Below are 15,577 nucleotides of genomic sequence, written 5' to 3'. Positions count from 1 at the left end.
CGCCCATAACGCATGGCCATGACGCCCCTGCCCATCGACGCCGCCCTGCCCGACCTGATCGCCGCGCTCGCCCGCGCGGGCCGCGCCGTGCTGCAAGCCCCGCCCGGCGCGGGCAAGACGACACGGGTGCCACTTGCACTGTTGCAGGCGGGGCTGACGGGGGGCCGCATCGTGATGCTGGAGCCAAGGCGGCTGGCCGCCCGCGCCGCCGCCGAACGCATGGCCGAGACGCTGGGCGAGGCGGTGGGGGAAACGGTCGGCTACCGTATCCGCGGCGAAACCAAAATCGGCCGGGAAACCCGGATCGAGGTCGTGACCGAGGGCATCCTGACCCGGATGATCCAGTCCGACCCCGGGCTCGACGGCATCGGCGCGATCCTCTTCGACGAGTTCCACGAACGCTCCCTTGCCGCCGATCTGGGCCTTGCGCTGGCCTGGGAGGTGCGCTCTGCGCTGCGCGAAGACCTGATCCTGCTGGTAATGTCGGCCACGCTGGACGCCGCCCCGGTCGCTGCCCTTCTGGACGAGGCGCCGCTCATCAGTTCCGAGGGCCGCGCCTTCCCGGTCGAGACGATCTGGCTCGACCGCCCCCTGCCCAAGGGCGCCCGCCTGCCCGAAGCCACGGCCGATCTGGTGGCGCAGGCGCTGGCCGAAACGCAGGGCGGCATCCTCGTCTTCCTGCCCGGCGAGGCCGAGATCCGGCGCTGCACCGCAGCCCTTGCCCCCCGCCTGCCACCCGGCTGCCATCTCCGCCCGCTTTACGGCGCCCTGCCCTTCGCCGAACAACGCGCCGCGATCCGGCCCGAGCCCGAGGGGCGCAAGATCGTCCTGGCGACCTCGATTGCCGAAACCTCGCTGACGATCGAGGATATCCGCGTCGTGGTCGATGCCGGCCGCGCCCGGCGGTCCCGCTTCGACCCGAATTCCGGCATGTCCCGGCTGGTGACCGAGCGTGTCACCCGCGCCGAGGCCGAGCAGCGCCGCGGCCGCGCGGGCCGGGTCGCGCCGGGGCGCTGCTACCGACTCTGGACCCGCGGCGAAGAGGGCGCGCTGGCAGCCTTCCCCCCGCCCGAGATCGTCGCGGGCGACCTGACCGGGCTTGCGCTCGACCTTGCGCTCTGGGGCACAACCGACCCCGCGGACCTCGCACTGCTGACACAGCCCAATCCCGGCGCGCTGGCCGAGGCGCGCGCGCTGCTGTCCGCCCTCGGCGCGCTTGACGGCAAGGGGCGCGTCACCGATCACGGCCGCGCGCTGGCCGCGCTGCCGCTGCACCCCCGGCTTGGCCATATGCTGGCGATGGCAGGCAAACAGGCCGCCCCGCTCGCCGCCCTGCTCGAGGATCGCGACCCGCTGCGCGGCGCAGGCACCGACCTCGCGCTGCGCCTGCGCGCGCTGGCCGACCCACGGGCCGAGACGCCCGTGCCCGCCGACCGCGCAACGCTCACCCGCATCCGCGCCGAGGCGAAACGGCTGGCCGCCCGCGCCCCCGACAGCCCAAGGCCGATGTCAGCGGGCGAGATGGCCGCCCTGGCCTATCCCGACCGCATCGGCCTGCGCCGCAAGGGCGAGGCGCCGCGCTATGTGCTGTCCGGCGGCAAGGGGGCCGTGATGGACGCGGCCGACCCGCTGGCGGGCCAGCGCCTGATCGTCGCGCTCGATCTCGACGGCGACGCGCGCGAAGCCCGCATCCGCCTCGCCGCCCCGCTGAGCGAGGCCGCGTTACGCACCACCCATGGCGCCGCCATCGCCTGGGCCGAGATCTGCGACTGGTCGCGGCGCGAGAACCGCGTGATCGCCCGCCGCCAGGAACGCCTTGGCGCGCTGGTGCTGGACGACCGCCCCTGGCCCGACGCACCCCCCGAGGCCATGGCCCGTGCCGCCCTAGACGGCATCCGGGCGCTGGGCCTGCCCTGGTCGGAGTCCGCCCGCCGCTTCCAGGCCCGCGTCGCGCTGATCCGCCAGCAGGGCGCAGACCTGCCCGACCTCTCGGATTCCACGCTGCTCGACCGGCTCGAAGACTGGCTCCTGCCCCACCTATCCGGCGCGCGCACGGCCGAGGATCTCCGACGCCTCGACCTTCTGCCCGCGCTCCGCGCCTGCCTGAACTGGAACCAACAGCAAAGCCTCGACCGGCTCGCCCCGGCGCATTTCGAAACGCCGCTGGGCCGACAGGTGCCCATCGACTATGCGGGCGACAGCCCCGCGATCGAGTTGCGGCTTCAGGAACTCTTCGGCACCACCACCCATCCCTGCATAGGCCCGCACCGCCTGCCGCTCCGGATCACGCTGCTCTCGCCGGCCAACCGCCCGGTCCAGGTCACGACCGATCTGCCGGGCTTCTGGGCCACAAGCTATGCGGATGTCCGCAAGGACATGCGCGGACGCTATCCCAAACACCCCTGGCCCGAAGACCCCACCGCCGCCACGCCCAGCTTGCGCCGCAAACCCCGTCCCTGAGCGGCTGTCAGATAGCGCGCCTGCGGCGCACGCCTTTCTTCTCGGGCCTGGCCCTCCGGCCGGTCCCTCGGATCACGCCCCGCTCCCGACCGCTGCTTCTTCTGGCCCCAAATATCCCCGCCGGAGGCGCCGCGCGTCAGCGCGGCCCGGCCCAACGCCGGGCAAGCGGGGCGCAAGCCCCGTGCGGCCCGGGGGCGGGAGCGCCCCGTCAGACGCCCAGGCACCAGCGCAGGATCGCCTTCTGCGCATGCAGCCGGTTCTCGGCCTCGTCGAAGATCACCGAATGCGGCCCGTCCATCACCGCGCTGGTCGCCTCCTCGTCGCGATGGGCGGGCAGGCAATGCATGAACAGCGCATCGGGTTTCGCCGCCGCCATCAGCCGCTCGGTCACCTGATAGGGCCGCAACTGGTTGTGCCGCCGCTCGCGCGCCGATTGCGGGTCGTGCATGCTGACCCAGGTATCGGTCACCACCAGATCGGCGCCCTGAACGGCCTTCACCGGATCGCGCTCGATCTCGACCCGCACGCCCCTTGCCCGCGCCCCGGCCACGAAACCCGGATCGGGGTCCAGTGTCGGCGGTCCGGTAAAGGTGAAGTCGAAGCCGAACTGCCCCGCAGCATGGAGGAAGGACGCGCAGACATTGTTGCCATCCCCCGACCAGACCACCTTGCGCCCCGCGATCGGGCCGCGATGTTCCTCATAGGTCAGGATATCGGCCATGATCTGGCAGGGATGGCTGCGATTGGTCAGCCCGTTGATCACCGGCACCGTGGCATGCTCGGCCATCTCGTGCAGCGTCGCCTCCTCGAAGGTGCGCAGCATGATCAGGTCGACATAGCGCGACAGCACGCGGGCGGTGTCGGCAATGGTCTCGCCATGGCCAAGCTGCATGTCCGCGCCCGACAGCACCATGGTCTGCCCGCCCATCTGGCGCACGCCCATGTCGAAACTGATCCGCGTCCGGGTCGAGGGTTTCTCGAAGATCAGCGCGACCATCCGGCCCGACAGCGGCTGGTCGTCGTCCAGCGCCCCCCGGGGCCGTCCCGCCCGCGCCTGCTTCATCGCGCGGGCCTGCTCGATCATCGCCCTCAACTCGCCCGCATCCGTGGTGTGAAGATCGAGGAAATGCCTCATGCCCCCGCCCCCCTGCCCGCCAGCGTGCCCGCCGCCGCATCAAGCCGCGCGACGGCCTCGGCGATCTCGTCCTCGGTGACATTGAGCGGCGGCAACAGCCGCACGACATTGTCCGCCGCGCCCACCGTCAGCAGGCCCTGGTCATAGCCCGCCTGCACCAGATCGCCGTTGGGCACCCTGCATTTCAGCCCCAGCATCAGCCCCGTGCCGCGCACCAGTTCGAAGATATCGGGATGGCTTGCCACCAGCCCCTCCAGCTTCTGGCGCATCAGCCCTGCCTTGCGGTTCACCTCGTCCAGAAAGGCGGGTTCGCCGACGATCTCCAGCACCGCCTTGCCGACTGCGCAGGCCAGCGGGTTGCCGCCATAGGTCGAGCCATGCGTGCCGACCGTCATGCCGCTGGCGGCCTCGGCGGTGGCCAGCACCGCCCCCAGCGGAAAGCCGCCGCCGATGCCCTTGGCGATCATCATGATGTCGGGCGCGATCCCGGCCCATTCATGGGCGAAAAGCCGCCCGGTCCGCCCCATCCCGCATTGCACCTCGTCAAGGATCAGCAGCGCCCCGGTCCGGTCGCACAGATCGCGCAGCCCCTTCAGGCAGGGTTCGGGCAGCGGCCTTATGCCGCCCTCGCCCTGCACGGGCTCGACCATGATTGCCGCCACTTTTCCGTCGATGGCCGCTTCCAGCTCTGCGCCATGGGCCGGGAAGGGCAGATGGACAAAGCCCGGCAAGAGCGGCCCGAAGCCCTTGGTCATCTTCTCGGACCCCGCCGCCGCGATCGCGGCCGAGGACCGGCCATGAAAGGCACCGGCGAAGGTGACGATGTTCACCCGCTCGGGCTGGCCTTTGTCATACCAGTATTTCCGGGCCATCTTGACCGCCAGCTCGCAGCTTTCGGTGCCCGAATTGGTAAAGAACGCCGTGTCGGCAAAGGTCCGTTCCACCAGCGCATCGGCCAGCGCCTGCTGTTCGGGAATGCGGTAGAGGTTCGACAGATGCCACACCCGGCCCGCCTGTGCCGTCAGCGCCTCGACCAGCGCGGGATGGGCATGGCCCAGCGCGTTCACGCCGATCCCGGCACCGAAATCGAGAAAGCAGCGGCCATCCGTGGCGGTCAGCCAGGTGCCTTCGCCCCGCTCGAATTCCAGCGGCGCACGGTTATAGGTCGGCAGGACGGATGGAAACATCGGAAAATCCTCAGGAACAGAGGCCATAGGGGTGCCCCACGGCCGGGATCGAGTCAACGAGGGAGAAGACGACGCGATGGCGCACGCGCAGGCGGCCGGGTCAGACCCGGCGGCGGCGTCGGCGCGAAAGGGGGCGGCAGAGCGGCGTCATGGCCCTGCCGTTAGCGTGTCCCGGCGGGAATGTCCAGCCGGGTGTTCCACGCCCTCTATGCTTGTCGACACTTCTGGAAATTCCAGACATTCTGCTCCTCGGTCGGTGCACTCATCGCGGACTGCCGATCTTTGGATGGGCGAACCACCTGAGAAAAAAGCTACGAACCAGACCTGTTTTTTCCTTCCCATCACGTCACGTCGAAAAACTGCGACCGGGGCAATGCAGGAGTCGAAGATGAAGAATGAAAATTATTATCGAATCATGGGAATCAACATCGATAAAGCGGTCGATCCAGACGGACCCGAAGGGAAGAAGCTGCGTGAAGCATACGAAAAAGCACACGACATCAGGAAATTTGAAATCCAGATGTATTGGCAGAGAAGCGCGTACTTGTGGACGGTTCAGGCTCTTGCACTGACTGGGCTGGGCTTCCTTCTCCAGATCAGTGATGGCGTCGGATTCAATTGCGACAGTATTCCATACGACAATCAAACCAAGTGTTCCACTCAAAGAATAACCACTTGGCTCATGATTGCGATCTGGTGTTTCGGCTCCTTCTCAGCTTATGTCTGGCTGCTCCTTCTTCGCGGCGCCAAGTTCTGGCAGAACAACTGGGAGCGCCATGTGGATTACCTTGAGGATGGGATATCCGGCGCTCTCTACAAAACCTACCCAGTTGAGAAATTCGAAGAGCCATACAGCGTTTCCAAGCTGAACCAAGCTATGGCCGGTTTCGCGCTCTTGCTTTGGATTCTGATTGGATTCGCCACCGGAATGGAATTGTTGAGTGCATCGTGGGAGGTTCTGATTGTCGCCGGATTGGCATTCCTGGCACTTTCTGCATGGTTCTTCGACAGCAAACTCAGAATGAGCGATTTTGGGGATCGCATGACCAAGGATCCGGAAAGGAAAAAAAAGCGCGAGTACCTCATCGTTCAGCGCCCCCTGCCAGCCATCACGGAAAGACTCGACGCCGAGTGAAAACGCGCCTTTCCCTCTGCCCGACGCCAGTACTGTTGTCGGCAGGGTAATTCTTGCCGCCCGGATCAGCCCTGGGGATGCACGGTTCCCGGGCCTGCGGTTTCGCGCGGCGCGGGCGGGGTGGCGGCCAGAAGGGCGAGCGGGCCCAGCAGCACGGTCAGCAGGCGGCCGTTCTCGCGGCGGGTGACGTGCCAGCCGATATAGGGCAGCGTCTGGTTGTCGGCCCGCCAGGGGCGCGGCTCGGCCCACTCATCGGCAAGCCGCAGGCACAGGAAGACCGGCAGCGTTCCGCGCCGTTCCGGGATCATCACCTTGAAAAGCGTTCTGGGCATCGTTCGGTCCGTTCCTTGGGGGCGTGCCCGCCCCTGATCTGCGCAATATCTATTCCACAGCCACGGCATGGCCACAGCCATTCCGGGGCGCTCACGCGTTTTTTCCGGGGCGTGTCCCGGCGCCGCCCGCCGCCAGCGCGGCAAGCTCGTCGCGCGAAAGCCGCAGCACCGCGCCATGGCCAAAGCGGCTGGCCCAGGTCTCGTCCCGGCCCAGCAGGTGCAGCGCTGCGCGCATCAGCCCGGCATGGGTCACCGCCAGCCAGTCCTGCGCGGCACCCAGCCCAGCCAGCGCCTCGGCCACCCGCGCGGTGAAGATCGCCACGCTTTCCCCGCCATGCGGCCGTGCATGCCAGAAATCCGCCGCCCAGGCATCCAGTTCCGCGCGCGGCACGGCGTCCCAGGCGATCCCTTCCCAAGTGCCGAAATCGATCTCGATCAGCCCCGGCGCGACCTCGACCGGCAGCCCGCGCGCCGCGCCCACATGCTCGGCCAGCGCCCGGCAGCGGATCAGGGGGCTGGTCAGCACGCGGGACACGGGCGGCAGCGTGGCCAGGATCGCGGCGGCTTCCTCGGCGAATCGCGGGCCGGGGGACAGGTCGAGACGGCCGTAACAGGTGCCGGGCGCCACGTCGGGGGCGGTGTGGCGGACAAGGATCAGACCCATGCCAGCACGCCCAGCAGGATCGCCGTTTCGGTCAGTTGCTGCACCGCGCCCAGCCCATCGCCGGTATAGCCACCCAGACGGCGGCGCAGCATCGCGCCGATCCACAGCGTCACGGCGGCCGCCGCGGCCAGCGCGCTCAGCGCAGCCCCCGGCCCCGCCGCAACCGCCAGCCCCAGCGCCGTCAGCGCCCCGGTGCCCAGCACGATTCCCAGCCCGCCCGGCCCGATCTCGGCGGCCGAGGCAAAGCCCGCCTTGCCCTCTGGCCGCGCATAGGGAAGCCGCAGCATGGTCAGCACGACAAAGACACGGCTCAGCCCATGCGCCGCGATCATAGCGGCGACCGCCGCCCCGCCCAGATGCGCCAGCGCCCCGGCCTTGAGCAGCAGCACCAGCACCAGCGCCACCGTGCCATAGCTGCCGATCCGGCTGTCGCGCATGATCTCCAGCGCATGCTCGCGGCTCTGCCCGCCGCCCAGCCCGTCGGCGACATCGGCCAGACCGTCCTCATGCAGCGCGCCGGTCAGCCGCACGCCCGCGGCCAGCGCCAGAACCGCCGCCACCCAGGCAGGCAGCACCAGCGCGGCGGCCCAGAAGACCAGCGCCACCACCGCGCCGATCCCCAGCCCGACCAGCGGGAACCAGCGTGTAGCCCAGGCCATCCGCTGCGGCGTGAAGGCAGGATCGGGCGGCACCGGCAGCCGGGTCAGGAACCCCGCCGCCAGCAGGATCAGCCGCGCTTCCCGGGCCAGCCGCCCGCTCATGCCGGCCCCGTCACCCCGGCATCGGCAAAGCTGGCCATCTCGGCCAGCATCGCGGCGGCGGCCTTGAGAAGCGGCCAGGCCAGCAACGCGCCCGTGCCCTCGCCCAGCCGCAGGTTCAGCGACAACAGCGGCGCGACGTCCAGCGCATCCAGCAGCGCGCCATGGCCCTGTTCCTCGGAGCGGTGGGCAAAGACCATCGCCGCGCGCGTGGCAGGCGCGATCCGCACCGCCGCCAGCGCGGCCGCGGTGGCGATGAAGCCGTCCACGATCACCACCCTTCCCGCCTCTGCCGCGCCGATCATCGCGCCCGCCATCATCGCGATCTCGAACCCGCCATATTCGGCCAGCGCCTCTTGCGGGGCCAAGTCCCCGGTGCGCGCCGCGGCCCGTTCCAGAACCGCGCGCTTGTGCGCAAGCCCCGGATCGTCCAGCCCGGTGCCGCGCCCGGTCAGCACGTCCAGCCCGACGCCGGTCAGCTTGTGGCCCAGCGCGGCGGCCGCGGCGGTGTTCGCGATGCCCATCTCGCCATAGGCGACCGCGTCCCAGTCGCCATCCGCCCCCAGTTCGCGGCCAGCCTCGAGTGCGGCGGCGCATTGTTCGGCGCTCATCGCCGGGCCGGTCAGGAAGCTGGCCGTGCCCGCGCCGATGCGCCGCTCGATCAGCCCCGCAACCCCGAAGGGCTCTCCCATCACGCCCGCATCGACCACGCGCAGATCGGCGCCGACGCTGCGGGCAAAGACATTCGCCGCCGCCCCGCCCGCAAGGAAGTTCAGCACCATCTGCCGCGTCACTTCCTGCGGGAACAGCGACACGCCCTCGGCCGCGATGCCATGATCGGCGGCAAAGATCGTCAACTGGCAGCGCGTCATCCGCGGCGTCAGGCTGCCCTGCACCAGACCGATCTGATGGGCCAGCGCCTCGATCCGGCCCAGCGATCCGGGCGGCTTGGTCTTTAGGTCGATCCGGCGTTGCAACTCTGCGGCAAGGGTGTCGGTCATGATCGCTCCGGCTGTTGTGACCGCGCCGTGATAGTCCCGCCGGGGTGCCCCGGCAAGCGGCGCCGGTTGCCGCGTCAGATCACCAGCGCAAGGACCGCCAGAACACCCGCCAGCAGCGCCATCGCCCGAAGGTACAGCGCCAGCCCGCTCCGCAGCGCCTGCGCGCCGGGATCGGGGGCACCCGCGTTCAGCCATGGCTCGTCCGCGACCCGGTCGCCATAGATGCGCGGCCCCGAAAGCCGCACCCCCAGCGCCCCCGCCATCGCCGCCTCGGGCCAGCCTGCATTGGGCGAACGATGCGCACGCGCATCGCGCCGCATGGTGCGGAACGCCCGGGCCGGCCGCCAGGCAACCGCGCAGAACACAAGCCCCGTCAGCCGGGCCGGAACCAGATTCGCCAGATCGTCAAGCCGCGCCGCAACCCGGCCGAAATGCAGGTAACGGTCATTGCGATGCCCGATCATGCTGTCGAGCGTGTTGACCGCCTTGTAGCCCGCGATCCCCGGCAGCCCGAAGACCACGCCCCAGAACACCGGCGCCACCACCCCGTCGGATGCGTTCTCGGCCAGACTTTCCAGCGCGGCGCGCGCCACCCCCGCCTCGCCCAGCCGCGCCGGATCGCGCCCGACAATCATCGCAACCGCGCCGCGCGCCCCCGCCAGATCGCCCGCCGCCAGCGGCCGGGCAACGGCGGCGACATGGTCATACAGGCTGCGCCCCGCCACCAGCGGCGCGGCCAGAAGCCCGGTCAGCACCGCGCCCAGCCACCCGCCCGGCAACAGCGCCGCAATCGCCAGCGCAGGCAGGATCGCGGCGGCCAGTGTCACCGCAACCGCCGCCGCGCCCAGCCAGAGCCGCCGCGCCGCCCCGTCGCCGGGCCGGTTCCAGCGCCGATCAAGGGCCGCGATCAGCGTACCGAGCCAGACCACCGGATGACCGATGCGTTCATGCAGCCGCGCGGGCCAGCCCGCCGCGCCCTCCAGCGCCAGCGCCAGCAGCATCGCGCCCGCGCTCACTGGACGGACCGATTGCTGCGGCGGGGGGATGGGTCAGGCAGCGGGACAAGGCGCATGGGCGTTTCCGGTCGGGACGACAGGGCGCCTGAATGCCATTGCGGGCGGGAACGCGCAACGCCCCCTTCCCTGTCATGCCGGCCCGATGCCTGCCGCCATGCCCGCCAAAAAGACCGCAATCGCCCGGTCCACCCGGGCGCGGGCGGCCTCGATCGGCTCGTCGGTGCCTGCGCCCGACAGCAACCGCTCCATCGGGCAGGGCAGCGCCATGCGCAGCAAAAGCGCCGCCGCCGCCTCGGTGTCGTCCAGCGCGATCTCGTCCGCTGCCGCCGCGCGCGCCAGTTCGTCGCGGATCATGCGGCGGACGGCGCGCGGCCCCTCCTCCAGCATCAGCGCGGCAATCTCGGGCTGCTGCGGCGCCTCGGCGATGGCCGCGCGCATCACCTCCAGCGCGACCGATCCCGTGCCGGGCAGCCGGTCGGGCGCCAGCAGCAGACGCAGCCGCCCGGCCAGCGGCAATGCCTGCTGCGCCGCGCCCAGCGGCATCACGATGCCTTCGCGCAAGCGGCGCACCAGCGCCTCGATCAGCGCGGCGCGGCCGTCGAACAGGTCATAGAGCGTGCGCTTGGACATGCCCGCCTCGGCCGCGACGGCCTCCATGGTCGTGCCCTGCAACCCGCGCGACAGAAGAACCCGTTCGGCCGCATCCAGAATCACCCGCGCGCGTTCGGCGGGCGGCATCTGGGGCGGACGGCCCCGGCGCGGCGTGCAATTGCCCATGCTTGCGGCACTCACCCTGACGAAAACGCAGCTGCGCGCCGGGTCCGGCGAATTCCGGCTTGCGCGGCGGCGCGGATGCAAATAACAAAACGCTATCGTTTTATAAATGTGCGCGCCCCCCTCCGCCAGAGAAATCGCCATCACAGGAGCTTTCCCATGCCCCGCCTTCCCCGGGTCTTCGCCGCCATCCTGATGCTGACGCTGGCCGCGGCCGCTGCCCCGGCCCAACAGGCGCCCGGCCAGCGCCCGCCCACGCCGGTCACCGTCGTCACGCTGAGCGCGCAGGATCTGACGCTGACCACGCGGCTGCCCGGCCGGGTCGTCGCGTCGGCCACGGCCGAGGTGCGCCCCCAGGTTGCCGGCATCATCACCGAACGGCTGTTCGACGAGGGCGCCGAGGTGGTCGAGGGCGAGGCGCTTTACCGCATCGATTCGGCCAGCTACGAGGCCCGCGTCGCCGCCGCGCTTGCCGCGCTGGCCCAGGCCGAGGCGACGCGCAACGCCGCCCGGCGCGAGGCGGATCGGCTGAGCGAACTTTTGCAGCGCAATGTCTCCAGCCAGCAGGCGGTGGACGATGCGCTGGCCGCGCGCGATGCCGCCGAGGCCGGGCTTCATGTCGCCGAGGCGCAGCTTGTGGCGGCCGAGATCGACCTTGACCGCACCACGGTCACGGCACCGCTGTCGGGCACGGTCGGCCGGTCGCTGACCACGCGCGGCGCGCTGGTGACCGCCGGTCAGGCCCAGCCGTTGGCGGTGATCCGCACCCTCGATCCGGTACTGGTCGATGTCACCATGTCGGCCGCCGAACTGGTCGCCTGGCGGCGCGGCCACATGGAGGAGGCGCTGGGCGCGGCCGATCGCACGGTCAGCATGACGCTGGCCGATGGCGGCGGCTATGACCATACCGGCACGCTGCGCGCGGCCGAACCCTATGTCGACGAGCGCACCGGGGTTGTCGTGCTGCGGATGGAATTTCCGAACCCCGACAAGATGTTGCTGCCTGGAATGTATGTGCAGGTCGAGATGCCCCAGGGCGTGATCGAGAACGCAATCCTCGCCCCTCAATCGGCCATCGGCCGCGACCGGCGCGGCCGTCCCACCGCTATGGTGGTCACCCCCGAGAATGTCGTCGAGGAGCGCGTGCTGACCGTGCTGCGCGACCGCGGCACCGACTGGATCGTGACCGAGGGGCTTGCCGAAGGCGACCGGATCATCGTCGCCGGGCTGCAAAAGGTCGCCCCCGGCGCGGTGGTCGCGCCCGAGGAACGCGCAGCCCCGGCCCCCGCCAACTGACACCCCAACACCCGAACCCCGGAGAGACCGCGCCATGGCCCGCTTCTTCATCGACCGCCCGGTCTTCGCCTGGGTCATCTCGATCCTGATCATGGGGATCGGCCTTCTGTCGATCCTGACCCTGCCGATCGCGCAATACCCGCAGATCGCGCCGCCCTCGGTCAGCGTGCAGGCCGCCTATCCCGGCGCCTCGGCCGAGACGGTGGCCAATACAGTGACCCAGGTCATCGAACAGCAGATGACCGGGCTCGACGGGCTGCGCTACATCTCGTCCTCCTCGACCTCGGCGGGCACGGCGCAGATCACCCTGACCTTCGAGACCGGTACCGATCCCGACATCGCGCAGGTCCAGGTCCAGAACAAGCTGGCGCAGGCGACCCCGCTTCTGCCCGAAATCGTCCAGCGCCAGGGCGTCAGCGTGCGCAAATCCTCGGCGGGTTTCCTGATGGTGATCGGGCTGATCTCCAGCTATGGTGCGCTGGAACAGGTGGATCTGTCCGATTACATGGTCTCGAACCTTGTCGATGCCTTTGCCCGGATCGAGGGCGTGGGCGAGGTGCAGGTCTTCGGCTCGCAATACGCGATGCGGATCTGGCTCGACCCCGCGAAACTGGCCGCCTTCGAACTGACGCCCGCCGATGTCGTCGCCGCCGTCTCGGCCGAGAACGCCCAGATCTCGGCCGGATCCTTCGGCGCCCTGCCCGCCCCCGCGGGCCAGCAACTGAACGCCACGATCACCGCGCAATCGCTGCTGACCAGCCCCGACGATTTCGAACAGATCGTGCTGCGCGCGGAAACCGATGGCGGGCTCGTGCTGCTGAAAGACGTGGCAAATGTCGAGATCGGCGCGGAAAACTATGACACCATCGCGCGGCGCAACGGCCAGCCCGCGGCGGGCATGGCGATCCGCCTGGCACCCGGCGCCAACGCGCTGGAGACCGCGCGCCGCGTCAAGGCACAGATCGAGGAATACGCCCAGTTCTTTCCCGAGAATGTCGAATACGTGATCCCCTACGACACCACCCCCTTCATCGAGATCTCGATCAAGGAAGTGGCCAAGACACTGGTCGAGGCGATCATCCTGGTCTTCTTCGTGATGCTGCTGTTCCTTCAGAACCTGCGCGCCACGCTGATCCCGACGCTGGCGGTGCCGGTCGTGCTGCTGGGCACCTTCGGCGTGCTGGCGGCCTTCGGCTTCTCGATCAACACGCTCACCATGCTGGCGATGGTGCTGGCGATCGGCCTGCTGGTCGACGACGCGATCGTGGTGGTGGAAAACGTCGAGCGCATCATCGAGGAAGAGGGGCTTTCCCCGCGCGAGGCCACGCGCAAGTCGATGGGCCAGATCACCGGCGCGCTGATCGGCATCGCGCTGGTGCTGTCCGCCGTGTTCGTGCCGATGGCCTTCTTCGGCGGCTCGACCGGGGTGATCTATCAGCAATTCTCGATCACCATCGTCTCGGCCATGGCGCTGTCGGTACTGGTGGCGCTGACGCTGACGCCCGCGCTCTGCGCCTCGATCCTGCGCTCGAAGGACGCGGTCCATACGCGGCGCGGACCCTTCGGCTGGTTCAACATCGCCTTCGACAAGCTGACAGGCGGCTATGCGGGGTCTGTCGGCTGGATCATCCGCCGCCCGCTGCGGGTCGGGATGATCTATGTGCTGCTCGCGGTCGCGATGGGCTGGATGTTCGTCAAGACGCCGACCGGCTTCCTGCCAGACGAGGATCAGGGCATCCTGATCACCCTGATCCAGGGCCCCACGGGGGCCGCCGCCGAGCGCACGCTGGCCGTCGCCGACCGGGTGCAAGACCATTACCTGAATGCCGAGGGTGCGAATGTGAACTCGGTCTTCTCGGTCGTGGGCTTCAGCTTTGCCGGGCGCGGCCAGAACATGGGGCTGGCCTTCGTCCAGCTCAAGGACTGGGACGAACGCACCCGACCCGACCAGAGCGTGCAGGCCATCGCGGGCCGCGCCTTCGGCGCCTTCAGCCAGATCCAGGATGCGATGGTCTTCCCCATCGTGCCGCCCGCGGTGATCGAACTGGGCAACGTCTCGGGCTTCGACTTCTACCTTCAGGCCCGCGGCGGGCAGACCCACGAGGAATTGCTGGCGGCGCGCAACCAGTTGCTGGGCATGGCCACGCAAAGCCCGCTGATCGGCCCGATCCGGCCCAACGGGCTTGAGGATGCGACGCAGTTCAAGCTGGATATCGACTGGCGCGCGGCCGGGGCGATGGGGCTTTCGGCCTCGGATGTCGGGCAATTGCTGTCGATTGCCTGGGCCGGGCGTTATGTCAACGACTTCATCGACCGCGGCCGGATCAAGCGGGTCTATGTCCAGGGCGAACCCGAGTCGCGCGCAACCCCCGAAGATATCGAGCTCTGGCGCGTGCGCAACGCAAGCGGCGGGCTGGTGCCGTTCTCGAACTTCACCGATGCCGAATGGCAGTTCGGCCCGCAGGGGCTGACGCGCTACAATGGCGTGCCCGCGATGCAGTTGCAGGGCAGCCCCGCGCCCGGCGTGACCACCGGCGAAGCCATGGCCGAGATCGAGCGGCTGGCAGGCCAGTTGCCCCCCGGCTTCGCCGTGGCCTGGACCGGGCTTTCGCTCGAGGAACGCGAATCCGGCAGTCAGGCGCCGCTGCTCTACGCGCTGTCGCTGGCGGTCGTCTTCCTCTGCCTTGCCGCGCTTTACGAAAGCTGGGCGATCCCCTTCGCGGTGATGCTGGCCATGCCCATCGGGGTTCTGGGCGCGCTGATCGGCGCCTGGCTTGGCGGGTTCGAGAACGGGGTGTTCTTTCAGGTGGCGATCCTGACGGTGATCGGGCTGACCGGCAAGAACGCGATCCTGATCGTGGAATTCGCGCGCGACCGGCAGGTGGCGGGCGAGGATCTGTTCACCGCCATCCGCGAGGCCGCGCGCCAGCGTTTCCGTCCGATCATCATGACCTCGATGGCGTTCTCGCTGGGCGTGCTGCCGCTGGCGCTAAGCTCGGGCGCAGGCTCGGGCGGGCGCAATGCCATCGGCTCGGGCGTGCTGGGCGGCACGCTGACGGCCACGATCCTGGGGGTTCTGCTGGTGCCGCTGTTCTATGTGGCGATCCGCCGGATCGCGGGCGGGGCGATGGGGCGCTGAAGCCGCGTCTTCGGCACCTGCCCGCCAGGGCACCCCCCGAACGCTGCCCGGGGGGTGCGGGTCTCAGACTTCCGGCGCGTTGCGGCCGGGCAAGACGCCCATACGGGCGTCGCCCTGCCAGAACGGGTCGTTCTCCTTGATCCGGCGCGAGACGACAAAGGCGGCGGGCCAGGCCAGCACGCAGCCGATGCCCGCGCCGATGCCGACCGCGGTCCAGCTGTAGAAGCCCAGCGAGAACAGCACGATGACGATGAAACCGGTGATGACGGCCCCGGTGACGGGGGTGAGCATGATGCTCAGACGATCCATGGCGACCTCCCTTGGTTCTGTGACATGCGGAAGGGATACGTGCGTCAGGATGTCGCGGATCAGTCGGGCGGGATAACAGGGGCGTGAGGGGCGCAGAGGGCAGCGCCCGGCCCGAGGGTGGAAGCGAAGCGGAGATCATCACGCGACGTACCAAGTTTATCAAGGCTTGCAAAGAAAATGCCCTTCGACATAAAGGTGTTGTAGAAAGATTTTCTGACCACCCAAGATAAGATTCTCAGCATGGCCAGTTCGAAAAATGCGACGCTAGGGTCAGGACCCATTGATATACTTGAGGCTGTCCGGCCTGCGTGATTCAAGCTCCCGAACTGACGGGGGTGGAGATGAGCAACCTTTTCTGGCTGACCGACGCG

The 15,577-nt window shown here is 69.2% G+C and carries 14 protein-coding genes; 4 read left to right on the top strand and 10 right to left on the bottom strand.

Going from position 1 to position 15,577, the window contains the following annotated elements; genetic code table 11:
* The first annotated feature begins 18 nt into the window (after window positions 1-18).
* Window positions 19-2,460, top strand: coding sequence for an ATP-dependent helicase HrpB (gene hrpB, locus GH815_RS10525; RefSeq protein WP_153748795.1), 2,442 nt, complete (start codon window positions 19-21; stop codon window positions 2,458-2,460).
* A 208-nt stretch (window positions 2,461-2,668) separates the two neighbouring features.
* Here hrpB and argF read toward each other — a convergent pair whose 3' ends face one another.
* Both argF and GH815_RS10515 read right to left on the bottom strand, forming a co-directional pair.
* Complete coding sequence (argF, locus tag GH815_RS10520; RefSeq protein WP_153748736.1) at window positions 2,669-3,595, bottom strand: ornithine carbamoyltransferase; 927 nt, start codon at window positions 3,593-3,595, stop codon at window positions 2,669-2,671.
* On the bottom strand, window positions 3,592-4,782 hold the full coding sequence (locus GH815_RS10515) for an aspartate aminotransferase family protein (protein WP_153748735.1): 1,191 nt from the start codon (window positions 4,780-4,782) through the stop codon (window positions 3,592-3,594). Before GH815_RS10515 ends, argF begins: the two co-directional genes overlap by 4 nt.
* Before the next feature lie 388 nt (window positions 4,783-5,170).
* Here GH815_RS10515 and GH815_RS10510 point away from each other — a divergent pair, with 388 nt between their 5' ends.
* Window positions 5,171-5,917, top strand: a complete 747-nt coding sequence (locus GH815_RS10510) for a RipA family octameric membrane protein (protein WP_153748734.1) — start codon at window positions 5,171-5,173, stop codon at window positions 5,915-5,917.
* Window positions 5,918-5,982: 65 nt separating this feature from the next.
* On the opposite strand, the gene GH815_RS10505 is transcribed toward GH815_RS10510, so the two are convergent.
* From GH815_RS10505 to GH815_RS10480, 6 genes are all read right to left on the bottom strand, one after another.
* Entirely contained in the window at window positions 5,983-6,249 is a 267-nt protein-coding gene (locus GH815_RS10505) for a hypothetical protein (RefSeq protein WP_153748733.1), read from the bottom strand.
* Window positions 6,250-6,340: 91 nt separating this feature from the next.
* Window positions 6,341-6,913 carry an alpha-ribazole phosphatase family protein gene (gene cobC, locus GH815_RS10500; RefSeq protein ID WP_153748732.1) on the bottom strand — a complete coding sequence of 191 codons (573 nt, stop codon included), beginning with the start codon at window positions 6,911-6,913 and terminating at the stop codon, window positions 6,341-6,343.
* Window positions 6,904-7,674, bottom strand: coding sequence for an adenosylcobinamide-GDP ribazoletransferase (gene cobS, locus GH815_RS10495; protein WP_153748731.1), 771 nt, complete (start codon window positions 7,672-7,674; stop codon window positions 6,904-6,906). Before cobS ends, cobC begins: the two co-directional genes overlap by 10 nt.
* Entirely contained in the window at window positions 7,671-8,672 is a 1,002-nt protein-coding gene (gene cobT, locus GH815_RS10490) for a nicotinate-nucleotide--dimethylbenzimidazole phosphoribosyltransferase (RefSeq protein WP_153748730.1), read from the bottom strand. Before cobT ends, cobS begins: the two co-directional genes overlap by 4 nt.
* 74 nt (window positions 8,673-8,746) lie before the next feature.
* A complete protein-coding gene (gene cbiB / locus GH815_RS10485) occupies window positions 8,747-9,673 on the bottom strand; it encodes an adenosylcobinamide-phosphate synthase CbiB (protein ID WP_153748794.1) in 927 nt (308 codons plus the stop codon).
* A gap of 144 nt (window positions 9,674-9,817) precedes the next feature.
* Window positions 9,818-10,426, bottom strand: coding sequence for a TetR/AcrR family transcriptional regulator (locus GH815_RS10480; protein ID WP_170290334.1), 609 nt, complete (start codon window positions 10,424-10,426; stop codon window positions 9,818-9,820).
* 195 nt (window positions 10,427-10,621) lie between these two features.
* Here GH815_RS10480 and GH815_RS10475 point away from each other — a divergent pair, with 195 nt between their 5' ends.
* Both GH815_RS10475 and GH815_RS10470 read left to right on the top strand, forming a co-directional pair.
* Entirely contained in the window at window positions 10,622-11,758 is a 1,137-nt protein-coding gene (locus tag GH815_RS10475) for an efflux RND transporter periplasmic adaptor subunit (protein WP_153748728.1), read from the top strand.
* A 34-nt stretch (window positions 11,759-11,792) separates the two neighbouring features.
* Window positions 11,793-14,897: an efflux RND transporter permease subunit gene (locus tag GH815_RS10470; RefSeq protein WP_153748727.1), complete on the top strand. Its 3,105-nt coding sequence runs from the start codon at window positions 11,793-11,795 to the stop codon at window positions 14,895-14,897.
* Window positions 14,898-14,960: 63 nt separating this feature from the next.
* Here the strand turns inward: GH815_RS10470 and GH815_RS10465 are convergent, their stop codons facing one another.
* Complete coding sequence (locus GH815_RS10465; RefSeq protein ID WP_153748726.1) at window positions 14,961-15,206, bottom strand: hypothetical protein; 246 nt, start codon at window positions 15,204-15,206, stop codon at window positions 14,961-14,963.
* A 59-nt stretch (window positions 15,207-15,265) separates the two neighbouring features.
* Window positions 15,266-15,577: hypothetical protein (locus GH815_RS19010; protein ID WP_211365066.1), on the bottom strand; the 312-nt coding region annotated here is incomplete at its 5' end.

It is taken from the genome of Rhodovulum strictum (assembly GCF_009649175.1).
GTDB classification, from domain to species: Bacteria; Pseudomonadota; Alphaproteobacteria; order Rhodobacterales; family Rhodobacteraceae; genus Rhodovulum; species Rhodovulum strictum.
This window is presented reverse-complemented; position numbering and strand designations above follow the sequence as displayed.